The 14577-nt window shown below is 35.9% G+C and carries 16 protein-coding genes; 12 read left to right on the top strand and 4 right to left on the bottom strand.

Features of this window, described 5'->3' with window-relative positions:
• Window positions 1-108 precede the first annotated feature (108 nt).
• The 3 genes from DZ858_RS04815 to DZ858_RS04825 are packed head-to-tail and all read left to right on the top strand — an operon-like array spanning window position 109 to window position 2636.
• Window positions 109-849 carry a polyprenol monophosphomannose synthase gene (locus tag DZ858_RS04815; RefSeq protein WP_117158390.1) on the top strand — a complete coding sequence of 247 codons (741 nt, stop codon included), beginning with the start codon at window positions 109-111 and terminating at the stop codon, window positions 847-849.
• Entirely contained in the window at window positions 850-2190 is a 1341-nt protein-coding gene (locus DZ858_RS04820; protein ID WP_117158391.1) for a dihydroorotase, read from the top strand. It begins immediately after the preceding gene.
• On the top strand, window positions 2190-2636 hold the full coding sequence (locus DZ858_RS04825) for a DUF4296 domain-containing protein (RefSeq protein ID WP_117158392.1): 447 nt from the start codon (window positions 2190-2192) through the stop codon (window positions 2634-2636). The genes DZ858_RS04820 and DZ858_RS04825 overlap by 1 nt, the downstream gene beginning before the upstream one ends.
• Here the strand turns inward: DZ858_RS04825 and DZ858_RS04830 are convergent.
• Window positions 2618-3631 carry an NAD-dependent epimerase/dehydratase family protein gene (locus tag DZ858_RS04830; RefSeq protein WP_117159522.1) on the bottom strand — a complete coding sequence of 338 codons (1014 nt, stop codon included), beginning with the start codon at window positions 3629-3631 and terminating at the stop codon, window positions 2618-2620. The two genes, DZ858_RS04825 and DZ858_RS04830, sit on opposite strands and share 19 nt — an antisense overlap.
• A 91-nt stretch (window positions 3632-3722) precedes the next feature.
• On the opposite strand from DZ858_RS04830, the gene tyrS reads away from it, so the two are divergent.
• Complete coding sequence (gene tyrS, locus DZ858_RS04835) at window positions 3723-5015, top strand: tyrosine--tRNA ligase (protein WP_117158393.1); 1293 nt, start codon at window positions 3723-3725, stop codon at window positions 5013-5015.
• 183 nt (window positions 5016-5198) lie between these two features.
• Here tyrS and DZ858_RS04840 read toward each other — a convergent pair whose 3' ends face one another.
• Window positions 5199-6173: a LuxE/PaaK family acyltransferase gene (locus DZ858_RS04840; RefSeq protein ID WP_117158394.1), complete on the bottom strand. Its 975-nt coding sequence runs from the start codon at window positions 6171-6173 to the stop codon at window positions 5199-5201.
• Between the two features lie 88 nt (window positions 6174-6261).
• The gene (locus tag DZ858_RS04845; protein WP_117158395.1) at window positions 6262-7092 is read right to left on the bottom strand and encodes a T9SS type A sorting domain-containing protein; all 831 of its coding nucleotides are present in this window, start codon (window positions 7090-7092) and stop codon (window positions 6262-6264) included.
• A gap of 226 nt (window positions 7093-7318) precedes the next feature.
• Between DZ858_RS04845 and DZ858_RS04850 the strand changes: the two genes are divergently transcribed.
• A complete protein-coding gene (locus DZ858_RS04850; protein WP_117158396.1) occupies window positions 7319-8002 on the top strand; it encodes a response regulator transcription factor in 684 nt (227 codons plus the stop codon).
• Window positions 8002-9045, top strand: coding sequence for a sensor histidine kinase (locus tag DZ858_RS04855; protein WP_117158397.1), 1044 nt, complete (start codon window positions 8002-8004; stop codon window positions 9043-9045). The genes DZ858_RS04850 and DZ858_RS04855 overlap by 1 nt, the downstream gene beginning before the upstream one ends.
• On the opposite strand, the gene DZ858_RS04860 is transcribed toward DZ858_RS04855, so the two are convergent.
• Complete coding sequence (locus tag DZ858_RS04860) at window positions 9019-10089, bottom strand: glycosyltransferase (RefSeq protein ID WP_117158398.1); 1071 nt, start codon at window positions 10087-10089, stop codon at window positions 9019-9021. The genes DZ858_RS04855 and DZ858_RS04860 overlap by 27 nt on opposite strands.
• 84 nt (window positions 10090-10173) lie before the next feature.
• Here DZ858_RS04860 and trmB point away from each other — a divergent pair, with 84 nt between their 5' ends.
• The 6 genes from trmB (at window position 10174) to DZ858_RS04890 (ending at window position 14559) form a co-directional block, all read left to right on the top strand.
• Window positions 10174-10848 (top strand): tRNA (guanosine(46)-N7)-methyltransferase TrmB, encoded by a 675-nt coding sequence (trmB, locus tag DZ858_RS04865; RefSeq protein WP_117158399.1) that lies wholly within the window; start codon window positions 10174-10176, stop codon window positions 10846-10848.
• A gap of 38 nt (window positions 10849-10886) precedes the next feature.
• Complete coding sequence (locus DZ858_RS04870) at window positions 10887-11513, top strand: lysine transporter LysE (protein WP_117158400.1); 627 nt, start codon at window positions 10887-10889, stop codon at window positions 11511-11513.
• 1 nt (window position 11514) lies between these two features.
• Window positions 11515-11841: an MGMT family protein gene (locus DZ858_RS04875; RefSeq protein WP_117158401.1), complete on the top strand. Its 327-nt coding sequence runs from the start codon at window positions 11515-11517 to the stop codon at window positions 11839-11841.
• Between the two features lie 215 nt (window positions 11842-12056).
• Entirely contained in the window at window positions 12057-13196 is a 1140-nt protein-coding gene (locus DZ858_RS04880) for an Mrp/NBP35 family ATP-binding protein (RefSeq protein WP_117158402.1), read from the top strand.
• A 1-nt stretch (window position 13197) separates the two neighbouring features.
• Window positions 13198-13437: a NifU family protein gene (locus DZ858_RS04885; RefSeq protein WP_117158403.1), complete on the top strand. Its 240-nt coding sequence runs from the start codon at window positions 13198-13200 to the stop codon at window positions 13435-13437.
• 69 nt (window positions 13438-13506) lie between these two features.
• Window positions 13507-14559 carry an NAD(P)/FAD-dependent oxidoreductase gene (locus DZ858_RS04890; protein WP_117158404.1) on the top strand — a complete coding sequence of 351 codons (1053 nt, stop codon included), beginning with the start codon at window positions 13507-13509 and terminating at the stop codon, window positions 14557-14559.
• Window positions 14560-14577: the final 18 nt, after the last annotated feature.

A 14577-nucleotide genomic window follows, 5' to 3' on the forward strand; every position in this document is an offset into this window, starting at 1 on the left:
TTGGAGTTAAAGGTACATTAAAATACATATGACAAAAAGCAATTCAATTAGAATTTCCTTCACGTTTATTTGCTGAAAAAAGGGTACATTTGCCTCAAAAAGTAGGCTATGTCCAAAGCCCTTGTGGTGATACCAACATACAATGAAATTGAAAATATAGAGCGGTTGGTACGTAATGTTTTTTCGTTGGGAATGGGTTTCCACATATTAGTGGTCGATGACAACTCTCCAGATGGTACGGGACAAGCTGTTGAGTCACTTTTTGAAAACTACCCCGAACAACTTTTTTTGCTAAAAAGGAAAGAAAAAGCAGGGTTGGGCACAGCATATATAGCAGGATTTAAGTGGGCGTTGCAACGTGATTATGAATATGTTTTTGAAATGGATGCTGATTTTTCTCATAACCCAAACGATTTAATACGTCTCTATAATGCCTGTAGAAAAAATGGTGCGGACGTATCCATCGGTTCCCGGTATGTGCAAGGTGTAAATGTTGTAAATTGGCCTATGGATCGCGTATTGCTATCTTGGTCGGCTTCAAAATACGTTCGGTTTGTAACTGGTATGAAAATTTATGATACTACGGCAGGGTTTGTGTGTTATCGACGTAGAGTACTAGAAAAAATAAACCTGGATAAAATACAGTTTGTAGGGTATGCGTTTCAAATAGAGATGAAATATAAAGCTTACCTAGCAAAATTTAAAATAGAAGAAGTCCCCGTTATTTTTACAGATAGAACTCGGGGCGAATCAAAAATGGATAGAGGGATTATTTCCGAAGCCATTTTTGGAGTAGTAAAAATGAAATTTAAGAGCCTTTTTGGCAACACCGACTTTAATGAAATTTAAATGAGTAGCATTTTAATAAAAAACGCGAATATTGTAAACGAAGGAAGCATTTTTCAAGGAGATGTGCTTGTAGAGAATGATATAATTGCCGAGATTTCCAATAGTATCAGCGCAAAATCTTCTGATACTAAAATCATTGATGCAGATGGTCAATATTTATTGCCAGGGATGATAGACGATCAGGTTCATTTTAGAGAACCAGGTTTAACCCATAAAGCCGATATTGAAAGCGAATCTAAAGCTGCAGTTGCTGGTGGGATTACAACTTTTATTGAAATGCCCAACACCATTCCGCAAGCTACAACCATTGAGCTTTTGGAGGATAAATTTACCATTGCTAAAGAGACTTCTTGGGCCAATTATAGCTTCATGTTTGGTGGCACGAATGATAACCTTGATGAAATTTTAAAAGTTGATCCTACTAAAGTTGCAGGATTAAAATTGTTTTTAGGTTCTTCTACAGGAAATATGCTGGTGGATGATCCTGAAACCATTGAAAATATCTTCAGTAAAACAAAATTGTTGATTTCTACCCATTGTGAAGATGAAGCCACGATAAAGAAAAACTTAGAAGAGCACATTAAAGAATATGGAGATAATATTCCATTAGAAAAGCATCCAGTTATTAGAAGTGAAGAAGCTTGTTACCTTTCTTCTTCAAAAGCAATTGAATTGGCTAAGAAAACAGGAGCTAGATTACACGTGTTCCATCTTTCAACAGCAAAAGAAACAAAGTTATTTAGCAATAAAAAGCCACTTTCAGAAAAGAAAATCACAGCAGAAGTATGCATTCATCACCTTTGGTTTAGTGATGAAGATTATAAAACCAAGGGCACAAAAATTAAGTGGAATCCAGCCGTGAAAACTAAAAACGACCGGGAAGGATTATTGAAAGCATTGAAAGATGATCGTATTGATGTAATTGCCACCGATCACGCTCCACATACTTGGGATGAAAAAAACAATGTATATACAAAAGCCCCTTCTGGAGGACCTTTGGTACAACATGCGATGGTTGCGTTAATGGAGATGTACCATAAAGGACTTATTTCGTTAGAAAAAATTGTTGAAAAAACAGCGCATAACCCAGCGATATTATTTCAAATTAAAGATCGTGGTTACATTCGCAGGGGTTATAAAGCAGATTTGGTATTGATGGATTTACAATCACCTTGGACGGTAAATAAAGAAAATATTTTATACAAGTGCGGCTGGTCACCTTTTGAAGGTGCCGTATTTAAATCGCGTGTAACGCACACCATTGTAAATGGAACATTGGCTTACGAAAATTTAAAATTTCCTAATAGAAGTCATGGCGAGCGTATAACTTTTGATCGTTAATGAAGTATCTATTTTTCATACTATTTTTTGCGGCTTTTGGTTGCCAAAGTGTTGAAAAACCTAAGAAACCAGATAATTTAATCTCTGAGGAAAAGATGATTGAAATTATGATGGAATCTTACATTAGCAATGCTGCACGAAGTGTAAACAACCGAAAAATAAGATCTTACGGCTTAAAACTAGATTCGGTTATATATGCGAAATATAATGTAGATAGTACCCAAGTTAGTAATAGTAACAATTACTATGCGGCAAATCTAGAGGACTATGAGTCGATGTTTCAAATTATTGATGAACGGTTGAAGGCTTTGAAAAAAGAAGCAGATAGTATTCAAAAATTAGAAGAGGCTAACAAAAGTGAAGAAGAAAAGGTTAAAGATTCCGTTTCGGAACAATCCGGCTTGGTGCCAGCTTTACAGGCATCTTCTCAGGACTCCATTGAGTAACGATCTACTACGCGGTCTAACGTTTCAGAAATAGGTGTAAACTGAAAATTTAATTCCGATTCAATTTTTGAGCTACTGTAATTAGAGACCGTATATAATGAATTAACCGTAGCTTTTAGCATGGTCCGTTTTGTTCCAAAAAGTTTAGAAATAAACCAATCAAATTTACTGAATACCATCAAAACCCATTTAGGTGCTCGTTTTTTAGGGGGCTTTACTTTCAAAGTAGTGGCTATTTTGGTAAGTAATTTTTTATACAATACATTATCACCTACTAATATATATGATGTGTTTTTTACTGAAGTCTGCATCCCTTGAATCATAGCTTTCACTACGTCTTGTACATCCACAACTCCCATCCCTCCATCAGTATAAAAAGGGATTCCTTTTGAAGCCGTTTTAATAATTACGCCACTACCAGAATTAAAATAGCCTTCGCCAAGAATAACGCCCGGTTTAAAAATAACGGCATCCAGTCCTTCTTGCGTACCCCGCCAAACTTCCATCTCGGCTCCGTATTTTGTAATGGAATAGATATTATTTTTTTCTTCGGGATTCCAATGTGTTTCTTCTGTTATAGGAGCTCCATTTAAAGCTGTACCTAAGGTTGCAACCGAACTCACATAACACAATTTTTTTACCGAATGAGCCAAACATAGATTAACAATATTCGCTGTACCTTCAATATTGGCTTTCTTTAGTTTTTTGTAGTGCTTAGGGTCAAAACTAATGTAGGCGGCAGCGTGATATACATAGGTAATATCTTTAAAGGCATCAGTTAAAGCTGGTATTTCGGTGATATTGGCTTCTTGCCATTCAATTTTATTAAAAAGTGTTTCAGCTTCAGTTTCATTTACATAATAGCTAAAAATCTTTTTCACAGCTTGCAAATCGCTAGATTTTCTATGGATGGCACGAACCTGTTTGTTTTCTTTCAGAAGAAAATATAACAAATGCGATCCTACTAATCCTGTGCCTCCGGTGACTAAAATCATGCTGTAAAAATAGTCTTTTTTATAGTATTCTTTTCTGTTAACGCCATTGGGTATATCTTTGCTGAAATAATACAAATAAAATATTTTAAAAGTGAAAAATTTCGTTGAAGAATTGCAATGGCGAGGTATGGTACACGATGTAATGCCAGATACCGAAGAACACCTTATGGAACAAATGCGATCTGCTTATATAGGATTTGATCCTACGGCAGATTCATTACACATTGGGAATTTAGTTCCTATTATGCTGTTGTCTTTTTATCAACGCTGTGGACATAAACCATATGCCTTGGTTGGTGGCGCCACAGGAATGATTGGTGATCCTTCTGGGAAATCGAATGAACGTAACTTATTGGATGAAGAAACCCTTCAGCACAATCAGAATTGTGTAAAAAAACAATTGTCTCAGTTTTTAGATTTTAAATCGGAAGCAGAAAATGAAGCAGTTATATTAAATAACTACGACTGGATGAAAGAGTTTTCATTCTTAGGCTTTATTCGCGATGTTGGAAAGCATATAACGGTTAATTATATGATGGCGAAAGATTCAGTTAAAAAACGTTTAACTGGAGAAGCAGCCGATGGCATGTCTTTTACCGAATTCACTTACCAAATGGTACAAGGCTACGACTTTTACCATTTGTACAAAAACTACGATTGTACCCTACAAATGGGCGGAAGCGACCAATGGGGAAATATCACTACGGGTACCGAAATGATTCGTCGTATTGGTGGTGGAAAAGGTTATGCGTTAACCTGTCCATTAATTACTAAAAGTGATGGTAGTAAGTTTGGAAAGAGTGAAGGCGGAAATGTTTGGCTGGATGCAAAGCGTACTTCTCCGTACAAATTTTACCAATATTGGTTAAACACCAGCGATGAAGATGCTGAAAAGTATATTAAGATATTCACTTTTTTAGATAAACAAACTATTGAAGCTTTGGTTGCTGAGCATAACGAAGCTCCACATGCTAGATTGTTACAAAAACGATTGGCTAAAGAAGTAACCGTAACGGTGCATAATGAAGAAGAATATGAAAAAGCTGTAAAAGCTTCGGAAATATTATTTGGGAAATCAACTTCGGACGATTTAAAAACGTTGGATGAACAAACTTTTTTAGATGTGTTTGAAGGTGTTCCCCAAGCCGAGATTGCCAAAACTGAAATTGAAAACGGAATGGACATTATAGCTGCGCTAGCTTCAGAAACCAATTTCTTGAAATCCAATGGGGAAGCGCGTCGGGCGTTACAACAAAATTCCATTTCGGTGAATAAAGAAAAAGTACAAGAGGATTATAAAATCACTTCAGATAACTTAATAAATAATCAATTTATACTACTGCAACGCGGTAAGAAAAATTACTTTATTATTAAGGCTGTTTAGGCTATAAACATAAGAAAACCCCGTTTCCTAAGAAGGAGCGGGGTTTTCCAAATTAACTAACCAACCAATTATGAACTGAGCCCGAAGGCTCAAGACATCTTTGCACTACAGTAGTCGTATATCTTTACGTATCTTACAGCTAATTGTATAAATTTAGCATTTAATTAACTTTATAACAGAGGGTTACAGCATCATCAAATTGCAGCCTCGTATATCGCTATCATCAAATCGTCCTAAAATTTCAAAAGTGTTATTTTTATGTAGTTTGCCCAAATCTTGGGTGGCGATGAAACTACATGAATACAAGTTTGCTAAATCGATTACATTAATTCCTCCGTTTTTTTCATTGACGTATGTAAATGGATCTTCGGTGTCTCGAGTTAAGGTTTTCATCCAAGGCGGACAGGTAAAGATTCCGTTTCCGGTTGAATAGGCTTGGGAGAGTAGTTCGGTCATTCCATACTCGCTGTGTATTTCAGAAACACCAAAACCTTGTTGAAGTACTGCGTGTAATTCTTCTTTTATCATTTCTTTTCTTCGACCTTTCATACCGCCAGTTTCCATAACGATGGTGTTTTTTAACTGAAATGATTGTGTTTCAATTAAATCTAATAACGCATACGAAACACCTAATAATAAGGTCTTTTTTCCTTCAGCTTCTAAAAATGTAAGTTTTTCAATTAGGGCGTCCATTTCATGTAAATAAAAACCACTGTTTATATTTTCACTTTGCTTTATTAACGAATCGACCATATAAATTAAGGAAGAACCTTCGCGTTCTAGGTAAGAGGGTAATAAAGCCAAGATGGTATAATTGGTAGGGTTTCCGTATTGATTTTGAAATGCTTTGTTGAAACTTTCTTCGTATAGCTTTGTACTGGCAACATAATGTTTACTTGTTATACTTCCGGTGGTCCCACTACTAGTAAAAATAGTTTCTTCGTTATATCCTTCAGCAATAATAGGATGGCTTTTAAAAAACTGAATTGGGAGAAATGGTATTTCAGAAATTTCTTTTACTTGCTTCGGATTAATTTTTAAGATATCGCAAAACTGCCTGTACACTTTTACATGTTCGTATTGAAAGTTAAACACTTCTAATGCAATTTCATTGAAGTCTTCGGGTGTTTGTATGTTGAAAATTTTTTCTTGAAGCATGGTTTCAGAATAGACATTTCAAAAATAAGGAAATAAAAAAAGCTCCTGCCTAAGCAAGAGCTTTATTAGTATTATAATTTCAGAAAAATTACTTCACTACTAACTTCTTAGTAACAGAAGCGTTTCTTTGGTTTATTTTTACAATGTAAACACCAGTTGTAAGTGTAGCAATATTTAAACGCTCACCATTTAAAGTAGTATTAATTACTTGCTTTCCTAATACATCAAAAATAGCAACTTGTTTTGTGCCGTTTACTTTTGAAACGATATTTACAAGACCATTAGAAGCTGGATTTGGGTACATTGAAAACTGGCTTTCAAAATTATCACCTACGCTTAATGGCTCACAATCACTCTCAGCTCGTAAGGTAGGTTCAGCAATACAGTAAGTTCCATCAGTATTTAACTGTAAAGACTCTGTGTCCTTGTTTCCGTTAGCATCTTCATCATATTGTACAGTTTCTCCTAAAGCGGCCAATAAGTCTGTATCGTTATCGTCACCTGTTCCATAGACAATAGCATCAATTAAATTGGTAGTTGTAGCTGGTGTTTCATTTGGAAAGTTAGCAGCATCGTCTTGATAAATAGCCACGGCATCTGCACCATTTTGTATAGTATTACTAGCGCCTAAAGTTACGTCTGCACCAGAAACAGCATCACTACCTATAACAAAATAGCCATCTGAATCGGTTTGAAAACCTGCCAAATCAACTGTTGTATAACTTACGTTGTCAGTTGTGTTTCCGTTAAACAGCACCACTATATACCCGTCGAGTGAAAAGTTTGGGGTATCGGACAAAAGTTCTATAAACTCTTCTGTGTCCGTTGAAGTTTGATCTGAGTCAACCTCATTAATAGAAATCTGGGCAAAAGAAGCAACACTTGCAAAAAGTGTAACCAATAAAGTAATTTTTTTCATTAAGTATAAAATGTTTGATTACTTTGCAAATATACATAAATGTCTGTTAGTTGTTGATTTTGAATAACAGTTTATAAATTGCTTAACATTAGGATAATATACATGATAAAAGAGCTTGATTTAAGGGTGTTCATGTTACAATATCGTTATCATTTAAAATAATAAACGATACGAAAAAGTAATATATGGTATCTTTAAACTTTTAAAAAACCAATAGTTACTATCTATGAAGAAAAAAGACATAAAAATTCTATTAGTAGATGATGAACCAGATATTTTGGAAATAGTTGGTTATAATTTATCATCAGAGGGCTATACAGTTATTACTGCTGAAAACGGTAAACAGGCTGTGAAAAAAGCAAAAAAAGAAATACCGCACTTAGTCATTCTTGATGTAATGATGCCCGAAATGGATGGAATGGAAGCTTGTGAAAAAATGCGTAACATGCCCGAGTTGGCCGAAACCATCATTACCTTTTTAACAGCCCGTGGTGAGGATTACTCACAAGTTGCAGGTTTTGATGCAGGTGCCGATGATTATATTACAAAGCCCATTAAGCCAAAAGTATTGGTAAGTAAAGTGAAAGCATTGCTTAGAAGGTATAAAGAAACAAAAGAAGAAACGGGTAAAATTAAATTAGGTAACTTAGTAATTAATAGAGAAGAGTATAAAATCATTTTAGGCAAAGAGGAAATGGTACTGCCTAGAAAGGAGTTTGAATTATTAGCTTTGTTAGCGTCAAAACCTGGGAAAGTATTTAAACGTGAAGTAATTTTAGACCGTGTTTGGGGCAACGAAGTGGTTGTAGGAGGAAGAACCATCGATGTTCACATTCGTAAGCTTCGTGAAAAACTCGGGGATGAAAAATTTAAAACCGTAAAAGGAGTAGGTTATAAGTTTGTAGTTTAATGGCGAAAGAATTTAAAAGAACATACAAGTTTGCTGCCTATACATCAAGCTTTTTGACATTCTTTCTAACACTCGTCGTGGGTGTTTTTTTTTATGTCACTAAAGTTGAGATGTATTGGTTTATAATCGCATTTGCCATTGTGTGTTTTTCTTTTTCATTCTTTTTCATTCAATATAGAGTTGAAAAGTTCATCTATCGTAGAGTAAAAAAAATATATGATGATGTTCGGTTACTCGACGCTTCTACTTTTGATAAAAAACAAATCACTACCGACATGGCAACGCTTACTAGAGAAGTGGAACGTTTTGCTGAAACCAAAAAAATTGAGATTGAAACCCTTAAAGGCCGCGAAAACTATAGGAAAGAATTTATGGGAAACGTTTCTCATGAATTAAAAACTCCCTTATTTACTGTTCAAGGCTATATTTTAACTTTGCTTGATGGTGCTATGGAAGACAAGGCCATCCGTAAAAAATACCTGCAGCGTGCTAATAAAGGTGTGGAACGACTTATATATATTGTAAAAGACCTTGATATGATCACCAAGCTTGAAGTAGGTGATCTAAACCTGAACAAAGAACGCTTCAACATTATCGAACTAATACAAGGTGTTTTTGACCTGTTTGAAATGAAAGCAGCCAAGAAGAATATTACATTAACGTTCGATATTGATTATAAAGAAAGCATTTTTGTGGAAGCAGATCGTGAACGTATACAACAGGTATTGACCAATTTGATTGTAAATTCTATTAAATACGGTAAAAAAGATGGCACAACTGAAGTAAGCATAGAAGACCTAATTAAAAACAAAGTAATTGTAAGGGTGACCGATAATGGCGAAGGTATACCAAAAGATAAAATACCGCGGTTATTCGAACGTTTTTTTAGGGTTGATAGGAGTGGTTCGCGTAAAGAAGGCGGTAGCGGTTTGGGACTTTCTATTGTAAAGCATATTCTCGAAGCCCATGATGAAAAAATTTATTTGGAAAGCCAACTTGAGGTAGGCTCGGAGTTCTCATTCACCCTCGAAAAAGCGAAATAGATTTTTAAAATCAGGTTGGCTGTTAAAATCTTTCAGCCCCTTATAAAACGAAATTTTATCCAATTTCACTATTTTAAATTTATGTTGCTTGCAACTTGGTACAAACCCAGCTTGTTTTAAACGTTTGGCCAAGTAAAGTTGCTCAAATTGTCCGGGTGTAGGTATAAAAAAAGCTTTCTTTTCCATAGCGGCCAGATCCATAATAGTTGTGTAACCCGAGCGAGAAACTACACAAGCACTTTCATTAATAGCCTGTTCTAGTTCGTTGCTTTGTAGAAAGTTTATAATTTTTATAGTCCCTGCTTGCCTTTCTTTTTTTTTGTCTTCAACAACTCCTTGAACCAATAAAATCTTTTTTTCTGAATTTTTAAAAACTGAAATTAATTGCTCCTCCAAAGCTGTCCGTTGCGGTTCTGGTCCGGAAAGTAAGCACAAAACATCATACACAATGGGGGTTTTATTTTTTTGCATTCGGCTTAACAAGCCAATATAAGTAACAGGAAAAGGAACGGAAAGCGCGTTTTTAAAATGACCTAATTTCCCACTTAAGTTAATAGAACCTTCCAAATCTGGAACCCAACAAGCATCAAATTTTTTAATTAATTTTTGATGCATTTTACTGCTTACATACGAGGTGCTCCCCGACAACACATTTAGTTGATGGGTTATAATCACCGAAGGAATTTTTTCACTGCGTACACCCCAACGGTTATCACTTATTATTGCGTGGATTTTCCCGTCAGAGACTACTTTATCAATTACTTTTTTTTCTGAAGCAATTATTTTCTGAATATAGGGGATTTTCAATAGTAATTTTAGCTTAAAAAAAGTCCCCTTTTTAGGATAGGTTATATTGTAGGAGGGTAACGAAACGTACGGTAACTCGGGAAATTCTTTCCGAAGTAATAATAAAGCACCTCCATCTGAAGCTAGAAGAACATTATAATTGTTTTTAATTAACGCCCGTATAATGGGTATACAACGCGTAGCATGCCCTAAACCCCAATGTAAAGGGGCGACCAAAATCGTTTTTTTACTGTTCACAAAAACAAAGGTACACAATGTAGTCACTTACTACTATTTCCTTAATTTTACCAAATTATCAACAGTACTAAGAAATAGGTAACAGTGGGCAGTAAAAACAAACTAAAACGATTTAAGCAAAACGAGACTTTTGAAAACGTAATCCAACCAACACGGGAAGAAGTATTTTCGAATAGCTTAAACTTAAAAGGAAATTGGAAAAAAAACTTTTTTAAAAATAATAAACCATTAGTGTTAGAACTTGGTTGTGGCAAAGGAGAATATTCAGTAAACTTGGCCCGAAACTATCCAGATCATAATTTTTTAGGAATAGATATTAAAGGAGCTCGCTTTTGGCGTGGTGCCAAGACAGCCTTAGAAGAAAAACTAGACAATGTTGGTTTTCTAAGAACACAAATTGAGTTAATTGATCTTCTTTTTGAAGAAAACGAAGTAGATGAGATCTGGATTACCTTCCCCGATCCACAGATAAAATATAAGCGCACAAAACACCGCCTTACCAATGAAGATTTTTTAAATAAATACCGAAAAGTTTTAAAACCCGACGGTTTAGTACATTTAAAAACCGACAGCGAATTTATGCACGGTTATACCTTGGGATTACTGCATGGTCTTGATGAAAAAATAGAATATGCTCATCACGATGTGTACGGAAACGCCCATTCTCCAAAAGAAGTAACCGGTATCCAAACCTTTTACGAGCAACAATATTTGGAGGAAAACAAAAAGATAACCTATATCAGGTTTACATTCAGATAGATAATTTTGTTTATATTCACACTTGAAACAGCGTTTTTATGACTGTACTTGTAAATTTTGCCATTGGCTTTTTAGCAGCATTTGTAGGAGTAATCCCTCCTGGTTTGCTAAACTTATATGCGGCAAAAATAAGTATGAAAGAAGGTCGGAAAAAAGGATTCTTGTTCTCCACTGGCGTTTGCATTACCGTAATGTTTCAAACCTTGGTCGCTTTATTTTTTGCTCGGTTTTTAGATCAGCACCCTGAGTATGTTTCTATGCTTCAAAAAGTAGCATTGGGTATTTTTATTTGTATCACCATTTATTTTTTCTTCATAGCAAAAGATACCCGTAGGCAATTACCTGATGATGTAAACCATTCTAAAACCAATCGATTATTTTCAGGAATGTTATTGGCGTTAGTAAACCTACTGCCCCTACCATATTGGGTATATATAAGTATCACCTTTGCAGGTTTTGGCTGGTTTAGTTTTTCTCAACCAGACCTATGGAGTACGGTGGTGGGATCAGGTTTAGGCACTTTTGCCGTGTTGGCTATGTATGTGTGGTTTTTTAGGCAAAAAGATGACCAAAACAAACTGAATGTCAACATGAATTTTATCATTGGGATAATCACAGCAGTTATTTCAGTTATTACGTTACTTAAAATTATGCAAGAAATATAAGATGGCTTCGGAAGGTTTTTTTGAAAAAGTGTACCAAGTTGCAAAACAAATTCCCTACGGAAGAGTAACAAGCTACGGTGCCATTGCCCGTTATTTAGGATCTGCCGGAAGTGCTCGAATGGTAGGTTGGGCTATGAACGGAAGTGGCAAAGATCCAGACGTTCCTGCGCATAGAGTAGTAAATAAAAGAGGATTACTTACCGGAAAGCACCATTTTAAAGGAACCAACTTAATGCAACAGTTGCTGGAAAGTGAAGGAGTAGAGGTTGTTGACAATCAAATTCAGAATTTTGAAAAATTGTTCTGGGACCCCATGAAAGAACTTTAAGCTTATATTTTTCACTCCCAACTTCTAATACCCCCGCATCTGTCACGTCGAGTAATTTTGATTGGCCATTAAGGGCAAACAAAATTGTATCGAGACGCGGCTTCGATCAACGTCTATCTATCCATAAATCATTTCAATCCAACTCCTTTAAAATCCAAACTAATACCGTTATATTTGTACTTTAGAATCAGTCTAAATATTGTGAAAAAGAATTTATGAAATTGAATAAAACAGATATACTTAAAGCATTAGAAACCATAACTGTAGCCGGAGAAGGTAAAAATATGGTAGAAAGTGGTGCTGTGAAAAATGTAGTAACATTTGCCGATGAAGTAATTGTAGATGTTACGCTTTCCACTCCTGCTTTACACATTAAAAAAAGAGCTGAAGCAGACATTATAAAAACTATTCAGGAAAAGATAGATGCCAATGCTAAAGTTCAGGTTAATATAAAAATAGAAGCTCCAACAAAAAAGGAAAATCCGAACTTGATTAAAGGGAAAGCCATTCCAGGGATCCAGAATATCGTAGCAGTAGCTTCAGGTAAAGGTGGCGTTGGTAAATCTACCGTAACGGCAAACTTGGCGGTTACCCTTTCAAAAATGGGCTTTAAAGTAGGGGTTCTAGATGCTGATATTTACGGACCATCCATTCCTATTATGTTCGATGTGGCTATGGAAAAACCACTTTCCGTAAAAGTGGATGGAAAAAGTAAAATGAAGCCTGTAGAAAATTATGGCGTTAAAATATTATCGATAGGGTTTTTCACAAAACCAGATCAAGCAGTAATTTGGCGAGGCCCCATGGCTGCAAAAGCATTAAATCAGCTGATTTTTGATGCTGATTGGGGCGAGTTAGATTTCTTATTAGTAGATCTCCCTCCAGGAACGGGTGATATTCACTTAAGTATTATGCAATCCTTGCCATTAACAGGTTCTGTCGTGGTGAGTACGCCTCAAAATGTTGCCTTGGCCGATGCCCGTAAAGGAGTCGCCATGTTTCAGCAAGAAAACATACAAGTGCCCGTATTAGGAATAATAGAAAATATGGCTTATTTTACTCCTGAAGAATTACCGGAGAATAAATATTATATCTTCGGAAAAGAAGGAGCCAAAAATTTAGCTGAAGATTTAGATATCCCCTTTTTAGGAAGTGTGCCATTGGTACAAAGCATTCGGGAATCTGGTGATGTAGGTCGCCCGGCAGCTATGCAAACTGCTACGCCTACCGAAGAGGCTTTTGAAGAAGTAACAAAAAATGTGGTGGAGCAAACGGTACGTCGTAACGAAAATCTCCCCCCAACCGAAGCCATTAAAATAACAACAATGGCAGGTTGTAGTGCCGTTAAAAAATAATATGGAAGAGCAAGAATTAAAATTAAAGGTAGAAGATGCGTTGGAAGAAATACGTCCATTTCTTCAAAGCGATGGGGGAGACATTTCCCTTATCTCTATAGATGATGGGAAAAGAGTAGTGGTGCGTTTAGAAGGTGCATGCGTAGGCTGTACCGTAAACCAAATGACCCTAAAAAGTGGCGTGGAAATGACTATTAAAAAACATGCTCCCCAAATTGAAAGTGTAGTAAATGTAGAGTAAGCTGATTTATGTCATTTACTAACCCTAAAAACAATTATACTTTTATACTTGTAAAGACGAATTAGATTCATGATTAAAACAGATATATTGATAATCGGTGCAGGTCCTACGGGGCTTTTTACCGTTTTTGAAGCCGGATTATTAAAACTGAAATGTCATTTAATTGACGCATTACCGCAACCTGGCGGTCAGTGTTCCGAAATTTACCCAAAAAAGCCTATTTACGATATACCCGCTTTTCCAGAAGTATTAGCTGGAGATTTGGTTGATAATTTGATGAAACAAATTGAACCGTTTCAACCGGGTTTCACCTTAGGCGAAAGAGCACAAACGATAGACAAGCAAGATGATGGAAGTTTTATTGTTACCACCAATAAAGGAACAAAACACCATGCGCCAATTGTAGCTATTGCAGGTGGATTGGGAAGTTTTGAGCCTCGTAAACCCCCTATCACGGGTATTTCAGAATACGAAGATAAAGGAGTGGAATACATTATACGTGACCCGGAAGTGTATCGAGACAAAAATGTTGTAATTGCCGGTGGAGGTGATTCTGCCTTAGACTGGAGTATTTTCTTAACCGATGTAGCCGCAAGTGTTACGCTAATTCACCGTCGGAATGAATTCCGTGGTGCGTTGGATAGTGTAGAAAAAGTACAAGAACTCAAAAACTTGGGTAAAATTGAATTAATTACCCCTGCTGAAGTAATTGATGTCTACGGAAAAGAAACCATAGAAGGTGTTTCTATCAAGAGAGGTGCAGATGTATTTAACAGAGAATGCGATCATTTTATTCCATTGTTTGGATTGGCTCCAAAATTAGGGCCTATTGCAGATTGGGGACTAGAGATTGAAAAAAACGCCATTAAAGTTGACAATTCATTAGATTACCAAACTAACATTCCCGGAATTTATGCCATTGGCGATGTAAACACCTATCCTGGAAAATTAAAATTAATTCTTTGTGGTTTTCACGAAGCAACATTAATGTGTCAAAGTGCCTATCATCGCATCTTTCCAGATAAGCGTTATGTTATGAAGTATACAACTGTAGGTGGTGTACAAGGATTTGACGGAAGCAAAAAACAGGCTCCTAAAGCTGTTGTTAAAGCGATAAATTAAACTTATAAGATAGAAACC

The organism is Marixanthomonas ophiurae (assembly GCF_003413745.1).
Classification (GTDB): Bacteria; Bacteroidota; Bacteroidia; order Flavobacteriales; family Flavobacteriaceae; genus Marixanthomonas; species Marixanthomonas ophiurae.

Bases quoted from the DNA above. Each gene is read 5' to 3' on its own strand.
- DZ858_RS04815 (WP_117158390.1), top strand. From the start codon at position 109: ATGTCCAAAGCCCTTGTGGTGATACCAACATACAATGAAATTGAAAAT.
- DZ858_RS04820 (WP_117158391.1), top strand. From the start codon at position 850: ATGAGTAGCATTTTAATAAAAAACGCGAATATTGTAAACGAAGGAAGC.
- DZ858_RS04825 (WP_117158392.1), top strand. From the start codon at position 2,190: ATGAAGTATCTATTTTTCATACTATTTTTTGCGGCTTTTGGTTGCCAA.
- DZ858_RS04830 (WP_117159522.1), bottom strand. From the start codon at position 3,631: ATGATTTTAGTCACCGGAGGCACAGGATTAGTAGGATCGCATTTGTTA.
- DZ858_RS04840 (WP_117158394.1), bottom strand. From the start codon at position 6,173: ATGCTTCAAGAAAAAATTTTCAACATACAAACACCCGAAGACTTCAAT.
- DZ858_RS04845 (WP_117158395.1), bottom strand. From the start codon at position 7,092: ATGAAAAAAATTACTTTATTGGTTACACTTTTTGCAAGTGTTGCTTCT.
- DZ858_RS04850 (WP_117158396.1), top strand. From the start codon at position 7,319: ATGAAGAAAAAAGACATAAAAATTCTATTAGTAGATGATGAACCAGAT.
- DZ858_RS04855 (WP_117158397.1), top strand. From the start codon at position 8,002: ATGGCGAAAGAATTTAAAAGAACATACAAGTTTGCTGCCTATACATCA.
- DZ858_RS04870 (WP_117158400.1), top strand. From the start codon at position 10,887: ATGACTGTACTTGTAAATTTTGCCATTGGCTTTTTAGCAGCATTTGTA.
- DZ858_RS04875 (WP_117158401.1), top strand. From the start codon at position 11,515: ATGGCTTCGGAAGGTTTTTTTGAAAAAGTGTACCAAGTTGCAAAACAA.
- DZ858_RS04880 (WP_117158402.1), top strand. From the start codon at position 12,057: ATGAAATTGAATAAAACAGATATACTTAAAGCATTAGAAACCATAACT.
- DZ858_RS04885 (WP_117158403.1), top strand. From the start codon at position 13,198: ATGGAAGAGCAAGAATTAAAATTAAAGGTAGAAGATGCGTTGGAAGAA.
- DZ858_RS04890 (WP_117158404.1), top strand. From the start codon at position 13,507: ATGATTAAAACAGATATATTGATAATCGGTGCAGGTCCTACGGGGCTT.